Here is a 22,644-nt window from a genome sequence, read left to right on the forward strand (position 1 = left end):
CGGCACAAGTTGGAAGCGCTTCACGCGGGCTTGAGGTGACGCCGGGTCAGTGAATAGAAACTTTGAGCTCTCCGCCCACCTCATGGCCCACCGCTGACTCAATCGCCACAATGTCCCCATGTCGCTGCACATTCGCCCCGCCCAGACCTTCGATGCCCAGTTTGCCGCCCCGCTGATTCAGGAGGCGATCGGCAGCATCGGCTGGGAACTGACAGGAACGGACAACGATGAGGACGCTGCGCACGTCGTCGCGCAGTTTTTCGGGTTGCGGGGCAATCGCCTCAGCTTTACCAACGCACTCGTTGCGGAGCTGGAGGGGCGTCCGGTGGGCATAGCGCTAGCCTATCCCGGCGAACTGGCCCAGGCCCTCGACGACCCGTTTCGGCAGCACCGCGCCAGCCTGGGCCTGACGCCCGAAGTGGTCAGCGAGGCCGAAGCGGGTGAGTTTTATCTGGACACCCTGGCGACGGTGGCGTCGGCGCGGGGTCAGGGCGTCGGCGCGGCGCTGATTGCGGCTTGCGGCGAACGGGCGCGGGCGCTGGGGCTGCCGCTCACGCTGCTGGTCGAAGACGGCAACCCGGCGCGGCGGCTCTACGAACGCAGCGGCTTTGTGCCAGCGGGCGAAGCCTTCATCGCGGGGCACCGCTATGAGCGGCTGGTGCTTCAGGCCACGACCTCGGAGCTTTGAGCCGCGTGCCGCGTGGCCCACGGCCTCTATATACTCCCCGCCGTGCCCGACCTCCGCGACCTTCCTGTGGTACTGCGTGACCGCCAGCCCGCCGACCTGCCCACCCTTGCCCGCTGGCTGACCGACGAGGAGGCCGAGTGGCGCCAGTGGGACGCACCCTACACGCCCGCCGCCCAGGCCAACAAGCTGCTGTCGGGCTATGTCCGTTCCATGCGGCTGCTTCCTCCCGACGCCGACGAACAGGTGATTGACGTGGGCGGCGTGGTGGTCGGAATGGTCAACCGCTCGGAAAAAGGCCACAGCGGGAGCGGCTGGTGGGATTTGGGCATTCTGATTTATGACCCGGCGTACTGGAGCGGTGGCGTGGGCACGCGGGCGCTGTCCCTGTGGGTGCAGGACACGCTGGACTGGACAGATGCCCACACCCTGACCGTGACCACCTGGAGCGGCAACGAGCGCATGATTCGGGCGGCCCGTCGCCTGGGCTTTGCCGAATGCAGCCGGGTGCGCGAAGCCTGGGACGTGGGCGGCGTGCGTTACGACTCGGTGCGCCTCGACCTGTTGCGGCGCGAGTGGCTGCAACGCGAACAGAAGGAACACTAAAGGATGCCGCGCCAGAAGGGGGAAAAACCCGTCAACCCGCCCGGCTACCTCGCCACGCAAGACCTCAAGGAACGGGGCTGGACGCCGCGCCTGATCGAGCGGTATCTGGGGCCGCACGACCTGACCCGCGAAAACGGCCTAAAAATGGGCCGCCGCCGTCTGCCCCCGGTCAAGCTCTATCTCGAAACCCGCGTGGACGAAGCCGAGCGCGACGACGCTTTTCTGGCGGCCCAGGCCAAAGCCGCCGACGCCCGCGAACGCGCCGCCCGCAACCGCGAACTGCGAGAAGCCAGACGCGCCGCCGAATTGCAGGCCGCCGCCGCGAGTTACGCCCCCACCATTCACCCCGAACCCCTCCGCAAAGGCGCGAAGAACAAGGCCCGCGCCCCTTACCTTGCCAGACTGGACAAGGCGCAGCGCCATCTGGAAAAACAACTCGGCAAGGTGACGGAAAAGGAAGCGGCTAGGCTCCGCGCCCTGCTGCTGGAAAGGCTCGACACTGCCCTGGCCGCCGTCTACGACTGGTTCCCCGCGCCGGGGGCAGCCAAAGCGCCCGCCAAAGCTGTTAGGGAAGAGTCGGCAGAAGCCCAGCCGAGCGACTGGCGCGACTGGGACTGGGACTGAGAGGCGGACGGCTAAGGGCAGATGGCAGATGGCTTAGTCCTCCAGAACCTTGGGGAAATTCGAGAAAAGCGTGTTTTCAGGGCGACGAAAGCCCTTTGAGCACTGGGCGATGCCGAAAGGTCTCTGATGATTTGAAACAGGATGACCATGGCTCATCTGCCGTCCCGTAGACACGGTGTTTTTAGCGCTTGCGGCGGTGAGAGGCCCGGACGTGTAGAGCGCTAAGCGGGGGGAAACGCGGATAACCTGCCGCTTGCACCTCTGCACAAACAAACCGCGCCGGGCAGGTGGGCCGAGCGCCTAGACTGACCCCCATGACCACCAGTAACGACAGCAAGTGGCTGGCCGCCGAGAAGCGGTACGACAGCGGCGTCTTCAACAAGCACGACGTGGTGATGGTGCGCGGGCAGGGCGCGACGGTGTGGGACGAACACGGGCGGTCGTACATCGACTGCGTGGTGGGCTACGGGGTCGCCACCATCGGGCACAGCCACCCCGACGTGGTGAAGGCCGTGCAGGAGCAGGCCGCCAAGCTCATCTCCATGCCCCAGACCATCCCCAACGACAAGCGGGCCGAGTACCTTCAGGAACTCGTGAGCGTGCTGCCGCAGGGCCTCGACCGCGTGTTCCTGTGCAATTCCGGCACCGAGGCGATGGAAGCCGCCAAGAAATTTGCGATTACCGGAACGGGCCGCCAGAAGTTCGTGGCGATGAAGCGCGGCTTTTCCGGGCGCACGCTGGGTGCACTGGCGCTGACCTGGGAACCCAAATACCGTGAACCTTTCGGGGAAGCAGTGGACAGCAAAAACGTGACCCACATCACCTACGGCAACATCGAAGAACTGCGGGCCGCCGTCACCGAGGACGTCGCCGCCGTCATCATCGAACCCGTGCAGGGCGAGGGCGGCGTGCGGCCTGCCAGCACCGAATTTATGCAAGAAGCCCGCCGCATCACCCGCGAAAAGGGCGCCCTGCTGATTCTGGACGAAATTCAGACCGGGTTTTGCCGCACCGGAAAAATGTTCGCCTGTGAACACAGCGGCGTGATTCCCGACGGCATCACCCTGGCAAAAGCGATGGCGGGCGGCGTCCCGACGGGTGCGTTCGCGATGACGGCGGAGGTCGCTGACCGGATGCCCGCTGGGGGGCACGGCGGCACCTTCGGCGGCAACCCGCTGAGCATGGCGGCGGGCGTGGCGACCCTGCGGGCCATGAAGCGTGAAGGCATGGCCGAGCAGGCCCGCGAGAAGGGCGAGTACATGATGGAAAAACTGCGGGCCATCGCCTCGCCCAAAATCCGCGAGGTGCGCGGCCTGGGTCTGATGATCGGCGTCGAACTCAAGGAAAAGAGTGCGCCCTACATTCACGCGCTGGAACACGACGAGGGCGTGCTGACCCTCGCCGCCACGCCCCTGGTAGTACGTTTCCTGCCGCCCGTCGCGATTACCAAGGAGCAGATTGACCAGGTAGCCGCCGCCTTCGAGCGCGTGCTGCAAAACGTCAATCCCCGAGAGGAGCGTCAGGCCGAACTGAGGGCCAAGCAGGGCGAGAGCATTCAGACCGAATAAGGCGGGCTTTGCCCCCACACAGCGTCCGACATGGGAAGGCCAGAGAAATCACGGCCTTTCCATGTCTTTTGACGTGACTTTTTGGCCGACACCCCTGGCCTCCGGTATACCCCCATCGGGGCAACCCGCGCCCGAAAGATTCGTCTAGATAGGGTCGGCTGCTCAGCACGACTTTGACTCGGTACAATAGTATGCGAGCATCCAAACACGTATTTGGCACCAGGCGAAGGCCCGAGTGTCGGCCAGAAAGGGGGCGCCAGCCTCTTTTCCCGAGCAAATATGCCGACTTTCAGCGGGCCTGCCCTGGGTCTTCATCCTGACCTGCTCCCCGCCGCTTCCGTTCTCAGCGAATCGAGAAGGCCACGACTCGAACGGAACTCCTGCCGCTTCTTTTCACCCCACGAGGATCACTATGTCGGACGGACTTATCAGCACGGTATTGCCCCTCTGCCTTGCCATCGTGATGGCGGGCCTGGGTCTGGAGTTGACGCTCAGGGACTTTGCCCGCGTCAAGGACAACCCCAAGGCCGTTATGGTCGCGCTTTTTTGCCAGTTGGTCATTATGGTGTCCATCGCCTTCGTCCTCTGCACCTTGCTCAAGCTGCCGCCCATGCTGGCCGTCGGCATGATGATGCTCGCCGCCTCGCCGGGCGGAGCGACCGCCAACCTGTTCAGCTACATCTTCAAGGGCGACCTGGCGCTCAATATTTCCCTGACCGCCGTCAATTCCTTGATTGCCGCCTTTACCTTTCCCCTCATCGTCAACTTTGCCATGGGGCACTTCGCTGGCGACAGTCAGCAGGTCGGACTCCAGTTCGGCAAAGTCCTGCAAGTGTTCGCCATCATCCTCATTCCGGTCGCCATCGGCATGTTGATTCGCCATTACAACCCGAGTCTCGCCGGGCGGCTGGAAAAGTTCGTTCGGGTGTTCGCGGCCATCTTTCTGGTCTTCATTATTCTCGGCGCGATCATTTCCGAGCGTGAAAACTTGTCGCGGTACTTCTACCAGGTCGGCGCGGCCACGGCTCTTTTTTGCCTGCTCAGTTTGCTTGTCGGCTACTTTGTCCCCAAGCTGGCTGGCGTCACCGCAAAACAGGCCAGAGCGTGTGCGTTTGAAATCGGCGTTCACAACAGCACCCTGGCGATGACGATCGCGCTGACCCTGATGAACAACACCGAGATGGCGATTCCCGCAGCGATCTACTCCATTTTCATGTACGTCTTCGCTGTCCTCTTCGGGCTTTTGCTCAACAAGTTCGAGCCGCTGCCCGAGCAGACGCCTGCCTGAGCCATAAGAAAGCCGCCCCCAAACAGGAACGCCGCCCGTGAGCACAACCGCCGGGCGGCGTTCCTCTGTCGAGGCTCGGCTGCTCCGCTAAGCCACTTCTCCTATCGCCCCCCTTCCCTGCCCGCGCTAGGGTGACGGCTGCTATGTCTGCCCCTTCCCCCTCTGAATCGTTGCATTCCCCCCCGCTCCGAACCCCCAACCGGGAGATAGCCGAACTCGCCATTCCGGTCAGTCTGGAAATGGTGATTCAACTCGTGCTGACGTTCATCAACCAGATGATCGTGGGCCGCCTGGGTGAAGTGGCGGTGGCGGCGGTGGGGCTGTCGGGGAGCCTCAGTTTCCTGTTTTTCGTGACGCTGGGGGCCATCGGTTCGGGCACCAGCATCCTGATTGCGCGGCGTTTCGGGGCGGGCGATACGGCGGGGGTCAACCATACCCTCAGCGTGACGGTGGTGCTGAGTCTGGTGCTGGGGGCCGTGCTGACCGCGCCGACCATGCTGGGCAGCGGGGCGATTTTGCGGCTGGCGGGGGGCGCACCCGACGTGACCGAGGCGGCCATTCCCTACCTGCGGGTGGTCATGCTGGCGCTGGTGCCGGGGATGCTGGGCTGGGTGCTGACCGGGGCGCTGAGGTCGCTGGGTCGCACCCGCACGCCGCTGGTCGCCACCATCCTGACGGTCTTGCTGGAAGTGGTGCTGGCCTACGCACTGGTGTTCGGCTTTGGGCCGCTGCCCGAGCTGGGGCTGGTCGGCGCAGCGTGGGCGATCCTGTTCGCCAACGTGTTCAAGACGCTGTTTCTGGCCTACCAGATTTACGGGCCGCGCCACCTCGCCGCCTTCGCGCTGCCGCGTGGGGGGTGGGGCAGCATCACCGGGCCGCTGTTTGCCATCAGTGCGCCGCTGGCGTTTACCGAATTTGCCTGGAGCCTGGGCGGATTCCTCTACAACGCCGTGTTCGCCCGCGTCGGCACGGCGGCGCTGGCGGCGGCAGGCATCGCTGGAACGTTGGAGGGCATCTTCATCGTGGCGTCCTTCGGGCTGATGAGTGCCGCCACCGTCCTCATCGGGCGCAGTCTGGGCGCGGGCGACGGGGCGGGGGCGCGGGCCTGGCTGGGCCGTATTTCGCGGTTGGGCCTGGTCACGGGGCTGGGCTTTGGGGTGCTGTTTGCCGTCAGTGGCCTGCTCGTGCCGAGCCTCTTTCCCAAAGTCGGGGCCGAAGTTCACCACATCGCTCTGGTCGGCATCCTTATCAACGCGGCGACCCAGGTCTTCAAGGTTCGCAACATGATTGTCGGCGGTGGCGTGCTGCCCGGCGTGGGCGACGGCAAAGGCGTGATTGTGGGCGACGTGGTGGGCGCGTTCGTGGTGGGGCTGCCGCTCGCCATCTATCTGGGCCTGTACACCCCGCTGGGCGTCTGGGGCGTCTTTCTGGCCCGCAGTCTGGAAGAAGTGACCAAAGCCCTGATTTTCGAGTGGCGGCGCAGACAGGTGAACTGGGACAAACTGGCGCAGGAACACAAGGGAAAGGAAGTGGCGGCGGCGCATTAAAGGAGGCGGCAGGGCAAAAAAGGAGCGGACGGAGAACTTCCCGTCCGCTCCTCTTTGCTGCCAACCTCAGTCCACGACCCTGAATCCCAGTTTCTCCGCTTCCTGCACGAAGAAATTGATGTTCTCGGTGAGGGTCTGCGGGCCGAGGCTCTTGCGCTCGTGTTCGCCTGTGGCAGCAATAATCAGGGTTTCCGCGAGGCAGGCAGGCACGTTGCCGACGCCGAATTGCAGGTCGATGTTGGTCGTCATGGAGCCGGGAGGCGTGACCAGCCCGCCAGGAATGACCCGCACGCCAGGCACGTTTTTCACGCTTTCGTCCACGTCGGCGGGGCGACCCTCATCAAAAATCCAGACGCCCTGCTTGACATGCTGCGGGAAGATGACGGGGTTGGGGTCGCTGGTGGCGCTGAAAATCAGGTCGGCTTCGGGCAGGGTGTCGTAACTGGTGGTGGTCAAGATTTCAGTATTCGGATTGGCGCGGCGCAGGGTGTTGGCGCTGCGTTCGAGCTTTTCCATATCGCGCCCCACCATGATGATTTTGCCGACCTGCGGCGCGATGGTGCGGGCAATCCCGAAGGCCACCACGCCGTTGGCCCCCACGATGCCAGCGGTGGCGGCTTTCAGGTCGCGGCCCGTTTCGGCAAAATGCTTCAGGATGCCGGGAATGGCGGCCTTGATGGTGCCCGACGTGTACGCGCCGCCGTTGGTGATGGTGATTTCGGGGACAGCGGCCTGCACGTCCACACCCTTATTGCCCACCACACTCCAGAACGCGCCCAGGCCAAACACTTCGGCCCCCAGCTCACGTGCCAGCCTTGCGCCCTCAATGGCCCGCCGCGTCGCCAATTCGGGATTGTCGCGGAAACGGTCCGGCAGCAGCGGCGCAGAGATGAGGTAGCAGCGAATTTCCTTGCCCTGGGCGGTACGAATTCCGCGCAGTTCGCCCACCTTCATGGGGCGCATCTCATCGGCCATCTGGCGCACGACCTTTTCGCTGACCAGCTTTTTTTCCACCAAGGGCTTCAGCCACCCGAAGCGCTGCGCCGACCAGAAATCGTGCAGGTTCATGGGGTGAATCATGAAGGCGGCAACCACCACGTCGTCGCGCTTGCCCGCCACGGGTACGTCTTCGCCCAGACGAACCTCGGTGCCGTCCAGCATGCGGCCCACGTTTTCCTTGAAGCGCCACGCCGCCGCCAGCCCCAGCCCCAGCAGCGCGACTTTCGCGCCCATGTCCAGGGGCAGCAGCGCCGCCACACCCGCCAGCACGCCCAGGGCCGAGAGGGTCGCCGCGCTGACGTAGCCCCAGTAGCCCATGACGGCAGCAAACACGGCAATAGGGAGCAGCAGCAGCCACAGCGGCAGCGCCCCTGTCACCGCGTAGCCCGCCAGCACGCCGAGCAGCACCAGATTTCCGCGCCCACGCGGGGGTGTGGGGCCATACAGGAAACGCGGCGGGTTGAGGTGGCCCAAGTAGGCCAGCAGGCCCGCGCCGACCATCACCGCCGCGTGCCCCGGCCCCAGGCTAGACGCCATCAGCACCGCCAGCAGGCCCTTGAGGGCGTCCAGGCCAGCACTGGCAAAGGCCAGGCGGGGGCCGAGGCGTTGCCAGACGTTTTCGACCCCCAGGTTGTGGGCGCTATTGAGACGGCTTTCTACCCCAGCGCGTCCCAGCAGCCAGTGGCCCAGCGGAAGACTTCCCACCACGAAGGCGACCACCAGCAGCAAGACCGACAAAAACAGCATGGGGAAGATTGTAGAGCAGGGGGCAGGCAGGGGGAGAATCTCAAGTTTGCAGCGGATGAATCACGCGCAACTCTGGAAAGCCCTGGCGGTAATGCTGGGGGTCTAGCGTCAGGAGAGTCTGCCCGTGGTGCATGGCGTGTGCCCCGACAACGAAGTCGACCAGCAGGCGGCGCGGCTGCCCTCCCCCACTGCGGCGACGGCGTTCGGCATACTCACGAAAGGCTCGGCCTGCCATAAACCATTCTTCGGGAGACGTTGCAGCGTCCAGGGTAATGGCGTAGGTCTGCAAGAAATTGTCCAGCACGTCCTGGGACATACGGGGAGCTGCCAAAAGCTCAGCATACACACTGATATGAATGTGCAAAGGCATGTCGCCCAGGCCGTCAAGAGTCGCCACGACCGCACTCGTGCTGGCCTCGCGGTACAACAGGGCAACCAGAATATTGGTATCGAGCGAAATCATTCTTCGTCGCGCTGTTCTCTGACCCACTGGGCCGCATCCATGCCCAAATCGCCCAATTGTCCGGCTGCCTGAACGAACGAGGGACGGGCGCGCGGAATTTCCCGAAAATCGACCTGCGACGGTGGCTCCTGTAAGCCCAACGCCGCCAGTTGGCTGGCATCGTACTGAATAATCAACTGACCTTCCGGGCCGAGCGTTGCCAGAAGTTGAACCATAGTCATCTGCATCCCCTCCCTACGGCAAGTCTAAGACCTGTGTTTACGACATTTTGTTCTGAAAGTCTGGCGTTGCCTGAGCCGATTCTCCATCCCGATTACAGCCCTCCCATCACCCATTCCCCCCGCAGCGCCGCCAACCTCACGCTGTCGTACCGCTGCCCCTGCCACAGCCGCGCCTCGGGGATGCGGGCACACTCGCGGTAGCCCACGCGCTGGGCCGAGCGCACCATGCGTTCATTGCCGCTCCAGGTGGTCAGGGTGATGACATGCGCGTCCGTCTCGACAAAGGTGAGGGCAGTCCAGAGCTTCAGCGCCTGCCCCCCGTAGCCGCCGCCCCAGTGCCGGGGGTCGTAAATCACGATGCCCAGTTCCCACCAGCCGCCGCCAGCAGGGGCTTCCTCGTCCCTCGTTATGCTGCCGATGCAAGCGCCGTCCAGCGCAATCGTTCGCCTTTTGGGATTGTCCAGCACGGCTTTTTCAGTGTAGTTCGCCAGTGAGAGTCCAGACGGCTCGAAAGGCTCATGGAAATACGGCGCGTCCCAGAGTTTCCATTCCGGGCGCGGCTGCTCGTGCTCCCAGTGCCACTGAATCGGCAGGTCGGCGGGGCGGCGTTCGCGGAGGGTGAGTTGCGGCATTGGCCTCAGCGTATGGCTTACGACTCCTCAAAAGCCAAGTTGCACCTTGAAAGCGGAACGCCGAACGTCAAAACGCCATTACTCCCCCTACTCAAGCAGGCGTTTTGACGTTTCCACGTTCGGCGTTTCTACACCTGGGGGCCGTGCTTCCCCCGGCGCTTGGCCCTTACACCAATTCCCGTGACCGCACCTTGTATCCCGCTGGCGTGTCCTGCTCGCCGTCAAACAGGGCGGTGGTCAGGTACCGCGCCCCCGTGTCGCAGGCAATGGTCGCCACCCGTTTGCCTGGCCCCAGCTTGCGGGCAACTTCCAGCGCGGCCCACGCCATCGCGCCACTGCTCATGCCGATGAAGATGCCCTCTTCCTGGGCCAGTCGGCGGGCGAGGGGGTAGGCGTCTTCTTCCCAGACATCAATGACATCGTCCAGAATGCTGCGGTCAAGGTTGTCCGGAATGAACCCCGGCCCCATGCCCTGGAAGCCGTGGTTGCCGCGCTCGCCGCCTGTCAGCACGTTGGAGCGGGCGGGTTCGCAGGCGATGATTTGCACTGCTGGATTTTGCCGTTTGAGGTAGCGCCCCACCCCCGAAATCGTGCCGCCCGTGCCGCTGCCGTACACGAAGGCGTCTATGCGCCCCTCCATCTGTTCCCACAGTTCGGGGCCAGTGGTGGCCTCATGAACGGCGGGGTTGGCGGGGTTGCTGAACTGGTTCATCATGACTGCGCCCGTCTCGGCGGCGATTTTTTCGGCTTCTTCTATGGCTGCCGCCATGCGCCGTTCGGGGTCGGTGAGAATGAGTTCCGCTCCGTAAGCCCGCAGCGTGCGCTTGCGCTCCTCGCTCATCTGGGCGGGCATGCACAGAATCAGTTTGTAGCCCCGCGCCGCCGCGACCTGCGCCAGCCCGATGCCCGTGTTGCCGCTGGTCGGCTCCACAATCGTCCCCCCCGGCTTCAGCACGCCCCGCGCTTCGGCGTCCTGCACCAGTCCCTGCGCGGTGCGGTCTTTGATGCTGCCGCCGGGATTCTGGCCTTCGAGCTTGATAAACACGTCCGCCATATCGGGTGTCACGACAGTTCGGAGCTGAATCAGTGGGGTGCGGCCAATCAGGGCGTCAATCATGTCCAGAAGTCTAGCCCCGTCCGGCGGCCCTTTCCGAAGCTGTCCAGTTCAGGAAGGCACCGTTCAAAGCTGTCCAGTTTGGGTCAGACGCGCATCATTGCGCCCGCGCTACACTTGTGGGCAACATTCGAATGTGCGCCTGCCCGCTCGCCCCACTTCCGGGGTCGGCCGCGCCGCACCCCATTTTGGAGGCTTCACCCATGAAAAAAACCGTCCTGTTGTCCGTGCTGAGCGCCGCCCTGCTGTCCCAGGCCCAGGCCGCCACCTCCGTCAAAATCGCCACCATTTCTGCTCTTTCCGGCCCGGTCAGCAACCTGGGCGTGCAGATGAAAAATGGCACGCAACTCGCCGTCAACGAAATGAAGCCGCAGTTCGCCAAGCTGGGCATGAACATTTCCGTGGTGGCCTACGACGACCAGGCCGACCCCACCACCGGAACCTCCGCCGCCCGCCGCGCCATTGCCGACAAAGCCGTGCTGGGCATGGTCGGCCCGCTGACCAGCGGTGTGGCGATTCCCGCGACGCAGGCGATGGCCGCCAGCCACCTCGTCTCGGTGGCCCCCGTCGCCACCAGCGAAAAAGTCACCGACCGGGGGCTGAAAAACGTGAACCGCGTGTGCGCCCGCGACGATGCCCAGGGCGCGGCAGGCGGCGACTTTGTCAGCAAGTCTCTCAAGGCCAAGACCGTCTACGTCCTGAACGACAAAACCCCCTACGGGCAGGGCATGGCCGCCGAAGCCGAAAAAGCCATGAAAGCAGCGGGCGTGCGCGTCGTCCAGAGCGAAGGCGTGGCCGCCGAGGAACGCGACTTTACCGCCGTCATCACCAAGATTCAGACGCTCAAGCCCGAAGCGATCTACTTCGCGGGCCTGTACGGGCAAATCGGGCCGTTCACCCAGCAGCTCCGCGCCAAGGGCGTTCAGACGCCCATCGTCAGCGGCGACGGCCTGGACAGCCCCGACTTCATCAAACTGGCGGGCAGCAGCGTCAGCAACGTGTACTTCACCAGCCTGGCCCCCTCGCTGAGCGCCGTTCCCGCCGCCAAGAAGGTCGCCGACCAGTATCAGAAGACCTTCGGCGCACCGATTCAGGGCACGGGCATCATGGCCTACGACTCGGCCAAAGTGCTGCTGACGGGCATCCTGAACGCCGCCAAGGCCAACGGCAACAAGGCCCCCACCCGCGAGCAGGTCGAGAAGGCTGTCCGGAATGGCACCTTCAAGGGCCTGACGGGCGACATCAAGTTCAACGCCAACGGCGACCGCACCAGCGCCAAGATTTACGTCGAGGCCATCAAAAACGGCAAGCGCAGCACCACCGCCACGCTAAACATCACCCGCAAGTAAGCCGTACAGAAAAGAACCCCCCAGGCATGCCGTCCTGGGGGGCTTTTCGTCGCTCGCTTACTTATGCACGTCCAGTTCCACCTTGAAATTCCCGCGCCGCGTTTCGTTCATCACGCGCTTGAAGTCGATGCGGCCCAGCCCGTCGGCGCTGAGGCTGTCGCCCTCGCGGATTTCGCTGCTGGCGCGGGCGGGCTGACCGTTGAGGCGCACCTTGCCGCCGTCGATGCCCTGCTGGAAGTAAGCGCGGCTGACGCCGAAGCCTTTGGCCCCCACCACGTCCACCCGCATGGACGGCACCACCACTTCGCGCACCTTGCTGCCTTTGCCTGCGCTTTCACCGACCTGACCGACCTCGACTTCCTTGCCACCCAGTTCGGTCAGGTCGGCGATGGTTTGCGCCGCCTTGCCCGTCGCCGCGACCAGAAAGGCCCCGCCGCGTTCCTCGCGCACGTCACCGAGTTGGTCTTCGGAGAGGCCGAGTTGCTTGAGCTGCACGCCAAAATCCTGCTCGTCCCAGGGAATGCCGCCGGGGGCAGGCGTTACCCGGAGCACCTGCACGCCCGCGTCCACTTCGGGAATGTGGGCGGGGTAAAGGGTCAGCACCACGCGCCGGGCATCGGGAAAGCCGCCCGCGATTTTGTGGCGGACTTCTTCGTCGTTGAGCAATCGGCGGTCGAGTTCTTCGCCATCTACGAAGGGGGTGCGGACCACCCGTCCGCCACGCGCCTGTGCCACTAGGGTCGAAAGTTTCTGTTTCATAGCCGCGAGGATACCCGCCAGCAGGCCAGAGCGTCAGCGGTGAGGGTTGCCTTGTGCAGCCTGAACGGCGGCGCTGACCAACCCTTCCAGCGACGGCTGCGGCGCCGTCACGACCCGCCAGAAGCCCAGTTGCCGCGCTGCCCGCGCCGTCTGCTCGCCTATGGCTGCGACGGGAAGGCGTAGTGGGTCGAACCCCTCGCCTGCCAGCGCCGCCAGCCCCCGCGCCGCGCTCCCCGAGGCCAGCGTGACCACCGACACGCCCGCCAGGGTGCGCCGCTCGGCAGCGCTGAGGGTCACAGGCTCTGTGCGGTAGAGCTCCAGACGGCGGTAAACCACGCCTCGCCCAGTCAATTTGGCCCTCAGCGTGTCCTCCGAGAGTTGCGAGGTCAGGTGCAGCGCCACCTCGCCGGGCCGGGCGGGCAACTCCTGGCCCAGACGGAGCGCCGTGGCCCGCGACGGCTGAAAGGTGACGTTCAGGCCCCAGGCGCTCAGGGGGCGGGCGGTGCTTTCACCCACCGCAGCGACCCGTACCCCGGCAAAAGCGGCGGGGGTCAGGCCCAAGCCGCCTGCCTCGGCACGGAGATGCTGACTGCCCTGCGGACTGGTCAGCAGCAGCCAGTCCACCCCGTCCAGGTCACGCAGCCCGGCGTAGAGCGCCTCGGGTTGACGGGTCGGCCCAAAGCGAATCAGCGGCAGGTGCAGCACCTCGGCCCCCTGCGCCCGCAGCAGGTCACACAAGCGGTCACCCTCCGGTGCGGCGCGGGTCACGGCGACGGTATGTCCAGTCAAAGGCAGACGGGTGGAAAGCGTCATGACAAACCCCAGACTAGACCAAGGGAGCTTCAAAGCTCCTGCAAGCCAAAACCAGTCGGCCCCCACCAGCTATCCTGCCGGGCATGTCTTCCACCCTGCTCCCGCGCCTCGCCGCCGCCGAAGCCGCCTCGCATCTGCGGTTCGGCGTGGGCGGGGAAGTGGCGCAGTTCGGCCCGCTGTGGGCCGTGTCGGGCGGGCAGGGAACGCCACTCGATACGGTCTGGCACGACGGCACGCGCCCGCCCAGCACCGATGAACTGGCGCACGCCGAAGCTTTCTGCGCCGAGCGGGGGCAGTCCGTCACGCTACATCTGCTCTCGCACGCCGCGCCAGAACTGCTGCCGCTGCTGAGTGCGCGGGGCTATGTCCTCCAGTACGTCCTGCACGCCTACAGTCACGACCTGCGCTCGCTGCCTGCCGCTTCCGCGCTCAGCGTCCGCGAGGAACCCGATGCTGAAGCCTGGGCGCAACTCTCCGCGCAGGGTTTCGGCCCCGGCACGTTGGACATCATGCGGCGGGTGGGCGGGCTAACAGGAACACGGCGGTTTTTGGCGCAGAGGGCTGGACGAAGCGCGGGAACTGCCGCCTTCGCTGTACAGGACGGCATCGCTGCCTTTCACGGCACTTCCACCCTTCCCGGTTATCGCGGACAGGGCGTGCAGACCGCGCTGCTGGCCCACCGCCTGCAAGTCGCCGCCGCTGAAGGGGCTGACCTCGCCAGCGTATTCGTCACGCCCGGCACTGGCAGCGAGCGCAACGTGCAGCGGGCCGGGTTTCGGTTGGCTGGAATGCGGCTGACCTTCAGCTTGCCGACATAACTCAGCCCTGCGCAGCCGAGCGCACCGCGTCCCGTACCGCCGCGCAGACGGCTTCCTGCACCAGTGTCCCCAGCAGCAGCGGGTCGGCAGCCGGGCGAGTGCAGGCACTCAGCATGAAGGCGCTGTCCCCGTCCCAAGCGGTGTGACTGGGATGAATGACGCGGGCCAGCGCGGTTTGGGCGGCGTCTGCCAGACGGCGACATTCGGCCTTGGTCAGGGTGTGCTCGGTCACGACGGCAACCAGGGTGGTGTTTTCGACAGCCCCCGGTGCGAAGGCCACTGGCCCTGGCCCAGTACCCGGCCCTGCCAGCACGCCGCCGCGCTCGTCCAGCACGTCCCCCACCGGGTTGACCACCGCCAGCGCCCCGACCTGCACGCCGTGCCTTTCCAGCGCCACGCTGCCCAGACCGCCCGGCGCGCCGCCACCCAGGTATTTGCCCGCTGTCGCCCCAGTTCCCGCTCCGACCAGACCGCGCTGTACGGGGGCCGACGATGCCACCCGCGCCGCCGCCTCGCCTGCCGCTTCGTCGGGCCGCACCTGTGGGTCGCCCACGCCGAGGTCATAAATCACTGCGGCGGGCACAATCGGCACCCGCGCCCAGGGCGTCTGATGCCCGATGCCGCGTTCCTCCAGCACCCGCATGACGCCCGCCGCCGCTGCCAACCCAAAGGCACTGCCGCCCGTGAGCAGCAGGCCATGAATGCGCTCTACCGATTTTTCGGGACTCAGGAGCACGCCCTCACGGGTGCCAGGGCTGGGGCCGATGAACGAAGCCGAGGCGACGGCTCCTTCCGGCGGACACAGCAGGGCGGTGCACCCCGTTCGGGCCGCTGCATGTGTCCAGTGACCGACCTCAAAGCCGGGAACAGCGGTCAGGGTCGTGTTCTGGGACATGACCTGAGAATCAGGGCGTCTTGAGGGCGTAGCCGATGCCGCGCACGGTGCGAATCACGCCGTAGCCGTCGAGGTCGCGCAGCTTGGCCCGCATGTTCGCCATGTGGACATCCACCACGTTGGAATTGCTGGGCAGTTCGCCGTTCCAGACCTCGCGCTCAATTTCCTGCCGTGAGTACACCCGCCCCGGCTGCCGCGCCAGGAAGGTCAGCAGGTCGAATTCCTTGGGCGACAGGCGCACTTCATGCCCGTTGTACGAACACAGGCGCTTTTGCGGGTGAATTTCCAGCGCCCCGATGGTGATGACCTCGCCGTGCTGCTGGTGCCGAAGCTGCACTTTGACCCGCGCCACCAGTTCCTCTGGGTGAAAGGGCTTGGTCATGTAGTCGTCGGCCCCGGCTTCGAGGAGGTTCACCTTGCGGTCAATCGCGTCCATCGCCGTCAGAATGATGATGGGCACGCTGCTGGTCTTGCGCAGGCGGCGAGCGACCTCGGCCCCGTCGAAGTCAGGCAGGCCGAGGTCGAGAATCACCAGGTCCGGCGTGTTCTCGCGGGCGCTGGTCAGGCCCGTGATGCCATCGGGCGCAGTGATGACGCGGTAACCCGCCTGCTCCAACTCGTACTGCACCACACGCGTAATGTCAGGATTGTCTTCAATCAATAGAATGCGCTGTTCCATAACCGACCCTTTAAAGAGAAAAAAGACTCCGCTACTGCTTTAGCGAACGTCCAGAAATTCAATCTTTGCGTCATGGTAGGCGGCAAACGTGGCGGGCGGGACGCTCGCAATTTTATAGACCCTTAACGGGTCAGGGCTGGCCTAGTATTCGGACACTGTCCACCTGCACGCCGTAGCGCAGCAGCACGGTCTTGAGACGCTGCATGGCTGTGAGGGCACGTTCCTTTTCGGCAACTTCGAAGGCAATGACCAGCCGGGCCGCCTGACCTGGGCGCGGTTCCTGGGCCTGAATCTGAAGGGGGCGCCGGAACGCCGCGTCCTGCATCACGTCGCGCAGGATTCGGGCGAAGATGAGGTCGTCCACCCCGTCCAGCGTGAAGGCGATGCCCTGCACTGAGCCGCCCTGAATCGGGTCAGGGTCGGTCATGCGCTGTCCTCCGGGGCCAGCAGGCCGTCCAGCAGAAAGCGCAGGGCGTCAGGCAACCGCGCACGCCACGCCGATTCGTGGTGAATGGCCTGCGGGTCGTACCGGAAATGCAGCCGCTTACCCATGCCCCGTGCCTGCCAGTGGTCGGCCAGCGACTGAGCCTGCTGACGGTAGGCGGCGGCCCGCTGGGGATGCTCGGTTTCCCGGCCCCCCACGTCCAGCCACACCCGGCCCACAGGCAGAGGCGAGGCCGCCGCCTGCCGCAAGGCGAACTCGCCCCCCGTCCAGAAGGCCGGACTCATCACGCCCGCGTGCCCGAACACGTCGGGGCGGGTCAGCAGGCCGTGCAAACTGACCACGCCGCCCATGCTGCTGCCGACCAGGGCGGTGTGCTGTGGCTCCGGGCAGGTGCGTAACGTGCGGTTCACCAGTGGCCTCACCGTATTTGCCAGGAAATCCAGGTAGGCGTCGGCCCCGCCTCCACTGCCGGGCGGGACGTCGGCCAGCGCCTCGGCACAGGGCGGGCCAGGGCTGTACTCGTGAAAGCGCCGCTCTCCCCCATTCGGAATGCCGATGGCAACCGCCTCCAGCCCTTCCCCCGCCAAATCGGTCAGCACCTCGTCGGCTCCCCATTCGCCACTGAAACTGGTCGCCGCGTCGAAGACGTTTTGACCGTCGTGGAAGTAGATGACCGGATAGTGGCGGTCTGTGGCCTGCGTGTAGGAAGGCGGCAACCAGGCCAGCAGGGGGCGCGGCGCGTGCTGCGCGTCTCCCACGTCTGCCCACTGAAGCAGGGTGCCCGTGACGGTGCTGTCAGGCCGGGCGGCGTAAGGCTGCCAGCCCCCGGTCACTCAATCACTTCCACCAGATATTCCATCGCCAAGCGGTAACCCGTGAAGCCCAGGCCGCTGATTTTGCCCCGGCACACGGCGGCGGTGACGGATTGGTGCCGGAATTCTTCGCGGGCGTCCACGTTGCTGATGTGCACCTCGACCACCGGCAGGCGCTGCCCGGCGATGGCGTCGCGCAGGGCGTAGCTGTAGTGGGTCAGCGCCCCCGGATTGATGACGACCCCGGTAAAGCCCTGTTCCTCGGCGTCCTGCACCCATTCGAGGAGTTGGCCTTCATAGTTGCTCTGGCGGCAAGTCACGCTCATTTCCAGCTCGGCCCCCCACGCCTCGCACTGGCGTTCGAGGTCTTCGATGGTCTGCGAACCGTAGACGCCCGGTTCACGCAGGCCCAGGCGATTGAGGTTGGGGCCGTTAAGGATGAGCAGCATGAGGCAGGATAACGTGCCTCTGTGCCTACTCGCGCAGCAGCCCCAGCGCCCGCAGGTCGGCCTGCCAGCCCATGAACTCCTCGCGCAGCACCTCGTCCGGCACGCGGGCCAGATACGGCTGGGCGAGGTCGCGCAGCAGCACGAAGCGCACGCCTACGCTGTCGGCCTTCTTGTCGCGGGCCATGTAGGGCGATACCGCCCCGAACTCCAGCGGCGGCAAGGGCTGGGGCTTTTGCCAGCGCAGAAAATCGAAAGTATGCGCCGTCAGGTCGGCTCCGCCCAGGGCGCGGCTGAGGCGGGCGGCGTAGTGCATTCCGTAAGCCACCGCCTCGCCATGTGCGGCGGCGTGGTGGGTGGCGGCCTCAATCGCGTGGGCCAGGGTGTGCCCGAAGTTGAGGTAGGCCCGCTCGCCCTGCTCGGTCAGGTCGCGGGTCACCACGCCTGCCTTGACCGCGATGGCGTCGGTCAGCGTTTGCGCCAGCCCTGGGCCACCGGGCCGGAAGTCGGGCGACAGCACCCGCGAGAGCAGCGAGGGGTCGGCAATCAGGCCGTGCTTGAAGGCTTCGGCGGCTCCTTCCCGGAACACCGCGCCCGGCAGCGTGGCGAGGGCGTCGGTGTCGCACCACACGGCGCGGGGAGGCCAAAACGCGCCCACCAGATTCTTGCCCTCGGGAAGATTCACGCCCGTTTTGCCGCCCACCGCCGCGTCCACCATGCCCAGCAGCGTGGTCGGCACCGTGTAGAAGGCCACGCCGCGCAGATAACTGGCAGCGACGAATCCGGCGAGGTCGGTCGCCGCGCCCCCGCCCAGACCCACCACCGCGCCCGTGCGGGGCAAACCAGCCGCCGCCAGTTGCGACAGCACCCCGGCCAGGACTTCCAGCGTCTTGCAATCGTCACGGGCGGGCACAGCTATGGTCAGCAGCGGCTTCAGACTGGCCTGCGCCCGGCTGACCCACTCGCCCGGCAGGTCGGCGGGGTGAATCAGGGCGACGGGCGTTTCCGCCACGCTGAGCTGCGAGAGCAGACCGCTCCCGACCGACACGGTGTAGGACGCAGGCGCGGCAGCGGCCCCGCCGACCTCAATGCGGTGAATTTCGGAGACAGCTTCAGGCACACTCATGTCAGGTCGCTCCCCATCTCAGTCGGTGGCCCGCTCGTAGGCCGAGGGCGCGGCCCAGGTCGTCTGGGCTTCCTGCCAGGCCCACAGCCGCTCGATGACCTCTTCCACGATTTCCTCGGAGGGCCGCCCGTCGCTGTGGACATGGATGGTGCCCTGACGGTAGACACTCTCGCGCTCGTCCATCAGGGTACGAATCCGCGAGAGGGGGTCTTCGGCCTTCAGCAGCGGGCGATCGCTGTGTTTGGTGCGCTGGTAGACGGTTTCGGGACTGGCCCACAGCACGACCACCGGGCCGCGCCCCAACAGCAGGCGGCGGTTTTCCTCATGGATAAAGGTGCCGCCCCCCAGACTGATGACGGCGTGTTCCAGTCGGGTCACGCGCTGCACGACCTCGCGCTCGCAGGCACGGAAATAGCCCTCGCCTTCCTGGGCGAACACTTCGGGAATGCTCTTGCCGACCACCCGCGTAATCAGCTTGTCGGTGTCCACGAAATGCAGTGCCAGTGCCCGCGAAAGCTCCCAGCCGACGCGACTTTTTCCGGTACCCATAAAGCCCGCCAGCGCCACCCAGTTGGCGGGGCGTTCAATCAGGCCGGACGAAAACATGGGAGACAGTCTACCCTCATCGTCTGACAGGGGCGTAACAACGTGTTCGGCATCGTCGTCCGCCGCCCCGCTCAGAAGCTCGTCGAGCGCGTGCTGGACGCGTTCAGAGAGGGCCGCTGGCTCAGTACTCAGCCACATATTGCCGGGCCGCACGCACCCTTTCCTGAAGTTCCGGCAGCGTATCGCCCCCGAACTTTTCCGTGATGGCCTCGGCCAGCACCCAGCCAATCACGCACTGCAAAATCACGCCTGCCGCCGGAACCGCCGTCGTGTCGCTGCGTTCACGGGCCGCGTCGGAAGACTCGTGGGTCACCACGTTCACCGTCGGGAGCGGCTTCATCAGCGTGGCGATCGGCTTCATGGCGACGCGAACAATCAGTTCTTCGCCGTTGGTCATGCCCGCTTCCAGGCCACCCGCTCCGTTGGTGTCGCGGGCGTACTGACCCTCGCGGTAGTGAATGGCGTCGTGGACGGCACTGCCGGGGCGCACCGCGTTCTCGAAGGCCCGCCCGATTTCCACGCCCTTCATGGCCTGCACGCTCAGGCACGCCTGGGCAATCTTGCCGTCGAGTTTGCGGTCATAGTGAACGAAACTGCCCAGGCCGACGGGCAAGCCCCGGAAACGCACTTCCAGAATGCCGCCCAGCGTGTCGCCGTCCTTCTTGGCCTGGTCGATGCGTTCGCGCATCTGGGCTGCGGCGTCGGCGTCCCAGGTTCGCAGGTCGCTGTCCTCGATGGCTTCCAACTGGTTCCAGTCGAACGCCCCGCCCGTCTCGATTCCGGCAAGGTTGGAAACATAGTTGGCGCCCTCAATGCCCAGTTCGCCCAGCAGCTTGAGCGCGATGCTGCCCACCGCCACCCGCGCCGCCGTCTCGCGGGCGCTGGCGCGTTCCAACACGTCGCGCAGGTCTTTGTGACGGTATTTGATGCCCCCGGTCAGGTCGGCGTGCCCGGGGCGGGCGTCGGTGAGGGCCTTTTTGCGCGGTTCGCCGCCCGGTTCCGGCGACATGATTTCGACCCAGTTGCGGTGGTCTTTGTTGGCAATCGCCAGGGTGACAGGCGCACCTGTGGTTCGTCCGGCCCGCACCCCCGACAGAATCTCGGCCTCGTCGGTCTCGATAACCATGCGCCGCCCGCGCCCGTACCCGCCCTGACGCTTACGCAGCCAGGGGTCAATGTCGCCCTTGCCCAGCGGCAACTGCGCGGGCAGCCCCTCGATGATGGCCGTGAGCTGTGGCCCGTGCGATTCGCCAGCGGTCAAATACCTCATGGGGGTGACTCTAGCGCCGCACCCGCCCGCGCCGCAGCCAGATGACTGAGCAGGGGCGCAGAGAAAGCCCACATGAAAAAGACGCCCCTCCCGATGGGGAAGGACGCCCGAAACGCCTGCAACCAGCGTTTACTTGAAGTGAGACTTTACTTGACGATGGTGCCCGTCACGATAATCAAGAGCTGGGTTTCCCTCTTGCGCTTGGTCTGCTCTCCAAAAGCGCCGCCCACCACCGGCAGGGTGCTCAGGAAGGGCACGCCCGAACGGGTGTCAGTGTTGTTGGTGGACAGCAGGCCGCTCATCAGCACCGTTTGACCGCTCTTGAAGGTAATGGTGCTCTGGGCCTCGCTGTTGGCGAAGTCGAGGTTGTTGGGCAGCTCCGCACCCGCCGCAACAGCCGTCTTGAGGTTGTTGACCTGACCGCGCACCCGCAGCGTGATCGAGCCGTCGGGGGCCACCTGGGGATCGAAGAAGTCGAGGTTGAGACCGTAGTCGATCTGGCGCACGATGTTGCCCGCAGGCGAGGGAATGTTGAGTTCCAGACGCCCGCCGCTCTTGATGCTGGCCGCCGCTGCGCTCGACGCGTTCTGAGCGCCGCCCGTCGAGGCCAAGGAACGCTGACCGCTCTGCATGGTCACGTTGCCGTCGTAGACCGTGCGGGTCAGGTTCTGGCTTTCGAGTGTCCTGAGGGTCGGGAAGATGTTGAAGCCCACGAAGCTCTGGGTCGGGTTGAAGGTGCCCTGGAGGCCGTTGCCGCCAACCGCCACGTTGAATCCGCCAAAGCTGGCGCGCCAGTTCAGGCCCAGGCTGTTGGAGGCTTCCTTGGTGATTTCCTGAATGCGAACCTGCACGTTGACCTGCGGCACCACCTGGTCAAGCTGGGGAACCAGTTCGGCGATCTGCGCCACCTGCTCGGGCGTGCCGCGCACAATCAGGGTGTTGGTCCGCTTGTCGGCAATCAGGGTCGCTTGCTGGGTGCTGGCCGCGGCTGCCGTCTGGGCGCTCTGGCCCTGGGCCGCCGTGCCCTGATTCGCCACCTGCGCCATCGCGTTGGGCACGCTGACCACGGTGGTGTTGCCGTTGGCGTCAGTCGCCGTCACGGGGACATTGGGGAGCGGCTCGGTGGCAGCAGCGTTGGTCAGGTCGCGGGCCAGCGTGCCTTCCAGCGTCGCCTTGACTTCCTCAGCACTGGCATTGACCAGTTGGAAGACCTTTTGGACGGTCTTGGGACCGGAGTCAACTGGAATAACCGGAAGCGGCTTATCAACTTGCCCAAGAAGTGCAAGGGCGGAATTCACATTTCTTAAGTCCCCGCTCAAGATAAGCTGATTGGTTTTACCCACAGGTACGATTTTAAGCGAAGGATACTGACTTATAAGTAAAGATGATATTTCAGAGACGCTCCCTTTCACTTCATATATCTTTCTGTTAGCCTCATCGGTACTGCTGGTACCACCCAAATCTACTTCTTGGATAGATTTTATAACTTCAGCAACTTCTTTATTGGTCCCACGAACAATGAGGCTATTGGTGCGAGTATCAGAAACTATACGCAAAGTAGGGGAATCAAGCTTTACGTCTATAAGTGTACGCGTGACCCCTACAGTCTGACCGGCTTCATTCGTCCTTGGAGCTTCAGTATATACAGGAGTACCAAAAGCAAGTTTGACCTGTAAAGCGGCTTCGCTGGCCTCAAGGTTATTCAGCTTGATAGTTCGCTGAATAGGATTGTTGCCAACACGCAATATTGGGGAATTACCAACATTGATAACCTCATAGCTTAGGCCGTATAGGTCAAGCAGCAAGGGCCATACTTCATTGAATGGACGATTCACGAAATTATAGGTCGCCAATTGTCCACCTACCGCCTGCGTTTGTGTACCCGTACCTACCAGCACAGCAGCAGCACTCGGCTCAATGACAATTTCGTAGCCAGCGCTCTTGGCAAGAGCAATCAGCGTAGCCGTCAGAGCATTTCCCGTCTGGGTGATGTTGAACGTGACATTGGCTTTGGAAAGCTGCGGGTCGCCTCCCGTGTTGACCACAGTCGTGGTCGAAGTCACAGTCGTCGGTGCAGTCTGAGCTTGAGCGGCGGCCATGCCCAGCACGGCGGTCAGGAGAAGGGCGTGTCG

Annotated in this window: 24 protein-coding genes and 1 pseudogene; 8 read left to right on the forward strand and 17 right to left on the reverse strand. The window is 64.8% G+C overall.

Features of this window, described 5'->3' with window-relative positions; genetic code table 11:
* Positions 1-118: 118 nt before the first annotated feature.
* From Q4C89_RS07990 to Q4C89_RS08015, 6 genes are all read left to right on the forward strand, one after another.
* Positions 119-688 carry a GNAT family N-acetyltransferase gene (locus tag Q4C89_RS07990; protein WP_303102080.1) on the forward strand — a complete coding sequence of 190 codons (570 nt, stop codon included), beginning with the start codon at positions 119-121 and terminating at the stop codon, positions 686-688.
* Positions 689-730: 42 nt separating this feature from the next.
* Entirely contained in the window at positions 731-1,291 is a 561-nt protein-coding gene (locus Q4C89_RS07995) for a GNAT family N-acetyltransferase (RefSeq protein ID WP_303102081.1), read from the forward strand.
* 3 nt (positions 1,292-1,294) lie between these two features.
* Positions 1,295-1,915, forward strand: coding sequence for a hypothetical protein (locus Q4C89_RS08000; RefSeq protein ID WP_303102082.1), 621 nt, complete (start codon positions 1,295-1,297; stop codon positions 1,913-1,915).
* 314 nt (positions 1,916-2,229) lie between these two features.
* Entirely contained in the window at positions 2,230-3,483 is a 1,254-nt protein-coding gene (locus Q4C89_RS08005) for an acetylornithine/succinylornithine family transaminase (protein ID WP_303102083.1), read from the forward strand.
* Positions 3,484-3,895: 412 nt separating this feature from the next.
* Complete coding sequence (locus tag Q4C89_RS08010; RefSeq protein ID WP_368493224.1) at positions 3,896-4,771, forward strand: bile acid:sodium symporter family protein; 876 nt, start codon at positions 3,896-3,898, stop codon at positions 4,769-4,771.
* 143 nt (positions 4,772-4,914) lie between these two features.
* Positions 4,915-6,318 carry an MATE family efflux transporter gene (locus Q4C89_RS08015; RefSeq protein ID WP_303102085.1) on the forward strand — a complete coding sequence of 468 codons (1,404 nt, stop codon included), beginning with the start codon at positions 4,915-4,917 and terminating at the stop codon, positions 6,316-6,318.
* A 66-nt stretch (positions 6,319-6,384) separates the two neighbouring features.
* Here the strand turns inward: Q4C89_RS08015 and Q4C89_RS08020 are convergent, their stop codons facing one another.
* From Q4C89_RS08020 to cysK, 5 genes are all read right to left on the reverse strand, one after another.
* On the reverse strand, positions 6,385-8,064 hold the full coding sequence (locus Q4C89_RS08020; RefSeq protein ID WP_303102086.1) for a glycerol-3-phosphate acyltransferase: 1,680 nt from the start codon (positions 8,062-8,064) through the stop codon (positions 6,385-6,387).
* Positions 8,065-8,104: 40 nt separating this feature from the next.
* Positions 8,105-8,527, reverse strand: a complete 423-nt coding sequence (locus Q4C89_RS08025; RefSeq protein WP_303102087.1) for a type II toxin-antitoxin system VapC family toxin — start codon at positions 8,525-8,527, stop codon at positions 8,105-8,107.
* The gene (locus Q4C89_RS08030; protein WP_303102088.1) at positions 8,524-8,742 is read right to left on the reverse strand and encodes a hypothetical protein; all 219 of its coding nucleotides are present in this window, start codon (positions 8,740-8,742) and stop codon (positions 8,524-8,526) included. Before Q4C89_RS08030 ends, Q4C89_RS08025 begins: the two co-directional genes overlap by 4 nt.
* Positions 8,743-8,840: 98 nt before the next feature.
* Positions 8,841-9,380, reverse strand: coding sequence for a GNAT family N-acetyltransferase (locus Q4C89_RS08035; RefSeq protein WP_303102089.1), 540 nt, complete (start codon positions 9,378-9,380; stop codon positions 8,841-8,843).
* A gap of 166 nt (positions 9,381-9,546) precedes the next feature.
* Positions 9,547-10,497: a cysteine synthase A gene (gene cysK, locus Q4C89_RS08040; RefSeq protein WP_303102090.1), complete on the reverse strand. Its 951-nt coding sequence runs from the start codon at positions 10,495-10,497 to the stop codon at positions 9,547-9,549.
* Positions 10,498-10,697: 200 nt separating this feature from the next.
* Between cysK and Q4C89_RS08045 the strand changes: the two genes are divergently transcribed.
* Positions 10,698-11,843 (forward strand): branched-chain amino acid ABC transporter substrate-binding protein, encoded by a 1,146-nt coding sequence (locus Q4C89_RS08045; RefSeq protein WP_303102091.1) that lies wholly within the window; start codon positions 10,698-10,700, stop codon positions 11,841-11,843.
* Positions 11,844-11,900: 57 nt separating this feature from the next.
* Here the strand turns inward: Q4C89_RS08045 and Q4C89_RS08050 are convergent, their stop codons facing one another.
* Positions 11,901-12,602 (reverse strand): S4 domain-containing protein, encoded by a 702-nt coding sequence (locus Q4C89_RS08050; protein WP_303102092.1) that lies wholly within the window; start codon positions 12,600-12,602, stop codon positions 11,901-11,903.
* Between the two features lie 33 nt (positions 12,603-12,635).
* Positions 12,636-13,415, reverse strand: coding sequence for a uroporphyrinogen-III synthase (locus Q4C89_RS08055; protein WP_303102093.1), 780 nt, complete (start codon positions 13,413-13,415; stop codon positions 12,636-12,638).
* 83 nt (positions 13,416-13,498) lie between these two features.
* Here Q4C89_RS08055 and Q4C89_RS08060 point away from each other — a divergent pair, with 83 nt between their 5' ends.
* Positions 13,499-14,233 carry a GNAT family N-acetyltransferase gene (locus Q4C89_RS08060; protein WP_303102094.1) on the forward strand — a complete coding sequence of 245 codons (735 nt, stop codon included), beginning with the start codon at positions 13,499-13,501 and terminating at the stop codon, positions 14,231-14,233.
* Position 14,234: 1 nt separating this feature from the next.
* Here the strand turns inward: Q4C89_RS08060 and Q4C89_RS08065 are convergent, their stop codons facing one another.
* From Q4C89_RS08065 to Q4C89_RS15145, 10 genes and pseudogenes are all read right to left on the reverse strand, one after another.
* Complete coding sequence (locus Q4C89_RS08065) at positions 14,235-15,128, reverse strand: P1 family peptidase (RefSeq protein ID WP_303102095.1); 894 nt, start codon at positions 15,126-15,128, stop codon at positions 14,235-14,237.
* A 10-nt stretch (positions 15,129-15,138) separates the two neighbouring features.
* Positions 15,139-15,807, reverse strand: a complete 669-nt coding sequence (locus Q4C89_RS08070; protein WP_010887427.1) for a response regulator transcription factor — start codon at positions 15,805-15,807, stop codon at positions 15,139-15,141.
* A gap of 130 nt (positions 15,808-15,937) precedes the next feature.
* Entirely contained in the window at positions 15,938-16,234 is a 297-nt protein-coding gene (locus tag Q4C89_RS08075; protein WP_303102096.1) for a hypothetical protein, read from the reverse strand.
* Positions 16,231-17,085: an alpha/beta hydrolase gene (locus tag Q4C89_RS08080; RefSeq protein WP_303102097.1), complete on the reverse strand. Its 855-nt coding sequence runs from the start codon at positions 17,083-17,085 to the stop codon at positions 16,231-16,233. The genes Q4C89_RS08075 and Q4C89_RS08080 overlap by 4 nt, the downstream gene beginning before the upstream one ends.
* Positions 17,082-17,513, reverse strand: coding sequence for a type II 3-dehydroquinate dehydratase (gene aroQ, locus Q4C89_RS08085; RefSeq protein WP_303102098.1), 432 nt, complete (start codon positions 17,511-17,513; stop codon positions 17,082-17,084). The genes Q4C89_RS08080 and aroQ overlap by 4 nt, the downstream gene beginning before the upstream one ends.
* A 25-nt stretch (positions 17,514-17,538) precedes the next feature.
* On the reverse strand, positions 17,539-18,636 hold the full coding sequence (gene aroB, locus Q4C89_RS08090) for a 3-dehydroquinate synthase (RefSeq protein ID WP_303102099.1): 1,098 nt from the start codon (positions 18,634-18,636) through the stop codon (positions 17,539-17,541).
* Between the two features lie 18 nt (positions 18,637-18,654).
* Entirely contained in the window at positions 18,655-19,380 is a 726-nt protein-coding gene (locus tag Q4C89_RS08095) for a shikimate kinase (RefSeq protein WP_368493225.1), read from the reverse strand.
* The gene (aroC, locus tag Q4C89_RS08100; RefSeq protein ID WP_303102101.1) at positions 19,364-20,512 is read right to left on the reverse strand and encodes a chorismate synthase; all 1,149 of its coding nucleotides are present in this window, start codon (positions 20,510-20,512) and stop codon (positions 19,364-19,366) included. The genes Q4C89_RS08095 and aroC overlap by 17 nt, the downstream gene beginning before the upstream one ends.
* 146 nt (positions 20,513-20,658) lie before the next feature.
* Complete coding sequence (locus Q4C89_RS15140; RefSeq protein ID WP_368493226.1) at positions 20,659-21,810, reverse strand: type II secretion system protein GspD; 1,152 nt, start codon at positions 21,808-21,810, stop codon at positions 20,659-20,661.
* A 171-nt stretch (positions 21,811-21,981) separates the two neighbouring features.
* A pseudogene (locus tag Q4C89_RS15145) lies at positions 21,982-22,611 on the reverse strand (secretin N-terminal domain-containing protein); the annotation flags it as partial.
* Between the last annotated feature and the right edge of the window lie 33 nt (positions 22,612-22,644).

This window comes from Deinococcus sp. (assembly GCF_030523985.1).
In the GTDB taxonomy this organism is placed as follows: domain Bacteria; phylum Deinococcota; class Deinococci; order Deinococcales; family Deinococcaceae; genus Deinococcus.

Excerpts from the sequence above, each read along its gene's own strand:
- Q4C89_RS08000 (WP_303102082.1), top strand. The coding sequence starts at position 1,295 with ATGCCGCGCCAGAAGGGGGAAAAACCCGTCAACCCGCCCGGCTACCTC.
- Q4C89_RS08005 (WP_303102083.1), top strand. The coding sequence starts at position 2,230 with ATGACCACCAGTAACGACAGCAAGTGGCTGGCCGCCGAGAAGCGGTAC.
- aroC (WP_303102101.1), bottom strand. The coding sequence starts at position 20,512 with ATGAGGTATTTGACCGCTGGCGAATCGCACGGGCCACAGCTCACGGCC.
- Q4C89_RS08050 (WP_303102092.1), bottom strand. The coding sequence starts at position 12,602 with ATGAAACAGAAACTTTCGACCCTAGTGGCACAGGCGCGTGGCGGACGG.
- Q4C89_RS08035 (WP_303102089.1), bottom strand. The coding sequence starts at position 9,380 with ATGCCGCAACTCACCCTCCGCGAACGCCGCCCCGCCGACCTGCCGATT.
- Q4C89_RS08075 (WP_303102096.1), bottom strand. The coding sequence starts at position 16,234 with ATGACCGACCCTGACCCGATTCAGGGCGGCTCAGTGCAGGGCATCGCC.
- Q4C89_RS07990 (WP_303102080.1), top strand. The coding sequence starts at position 119 with ATGTCGCTGCACATTCGCCCCGCCCAGACCTTCGATGCCCAGTTTGCC.
- Q4C89_RS08025 (WP_303102087.1), bottom strand. The coding sequence starts at position 8,527 with ATGATTTCGCTCGATACCAATATTCTGGTTGCCCTGTTGTACCGCGAG.
- Q4C89_RS08060 (WP_303102094.1), top strand. The coding sequence starts at position 13,499 with ATGTCTTCCACCCTGCTCCCGCGCCTCGCCGCCGCCGAAGCCGCCTCG.
- Q4C89_RS08095 (WP_368493225.1), bottom strand. The coding sequence starts at position 19,380 with ATGTGGCTGAGTACTGAGCCAGCGGCCCTCTCTGAACGCGTCCAGCAC.
- Q4C89_RS08055 (WP_303102093.1), bottom strand. The coding sequence starts at position 13,415 with ATGACGCTTTCCACCCGTCTGCCTTTGACTGGACATACCGTCGCCGTG.
- Q4C89_RS08030 (WP_303102088.1), bottom strand. The coding sequence starts at position 8,742 with ATGGTTCAACTTCTGGCAACGCTCGGCCCGGAAGGTCAGTTGATTATT.
- Q4C89_RS08070 (WP_010887427.1), bottom strand. The coding sequence starts at position 15,807 with ATGGAACAGCGCATTCTATTGATTGAAGACAATCCTGACATTACGCGT.
- Q4C89_RS08045 (WP_303102091.1), top strand. The coding sequence starts at position 10,698 with ATGAAAAAAACCGTCCTGTTGTCCGTGCTGAGCGCCGCCCTGCTGTCC.
- Q4C89_RS08020 (WP_303102086.1), bottom strand. The coding sequence starts at position 8,064 with ATGCTGTTTTTGTCGGTCTTGCTGCTGGTGGTCGCCTTCGTGGTGGGA.
- aroB (WP_303102099.1), bottom strand. The coding sequence starts at position 18,636 with ATGAGTGTGCCTGAAGCTGTCTCCGAAATTCACCGCATTGAGGTCGGC.
- cysK (WP_303102090.1), bottom strand. The coding sequence starts at position 10,497 with ATGATTGACGCCCTGATTGGCCGCACCCCACTGATTCAGCTCCGAACT.
- Q4C89_RS08015 (WP_303102085.1), top strand. The coding sequence starts at position 4,915 with ATGTCTGCCCCTTCCCCCTCTGAATCGTTGCATTCCCCCCCGCTCCGA.
- aroQ (WP_303102098.1), bottom strand. The coding sequence starts at position 17,513 with ATGCTGCTCATCCTTAACGGCCCCAACCTCAATCGCCTGGGCCTGCGT.
- Q4C89_RS08010 (WP_368493224.1), top strand. The coding sequence starts at position 3,896 with ATGTCGGACGGACTTATCAGCACGGTATTGCCCCTCTGCCTTGCCATC.
- Q4C89_RS08065 (WP_303102095.1), bottom strand. The coding sequence starts at position 15,128 with ATGTCCCAGAACACGACCCTGACCGCTGTTCCCGGCTTTGAGGTCGGT.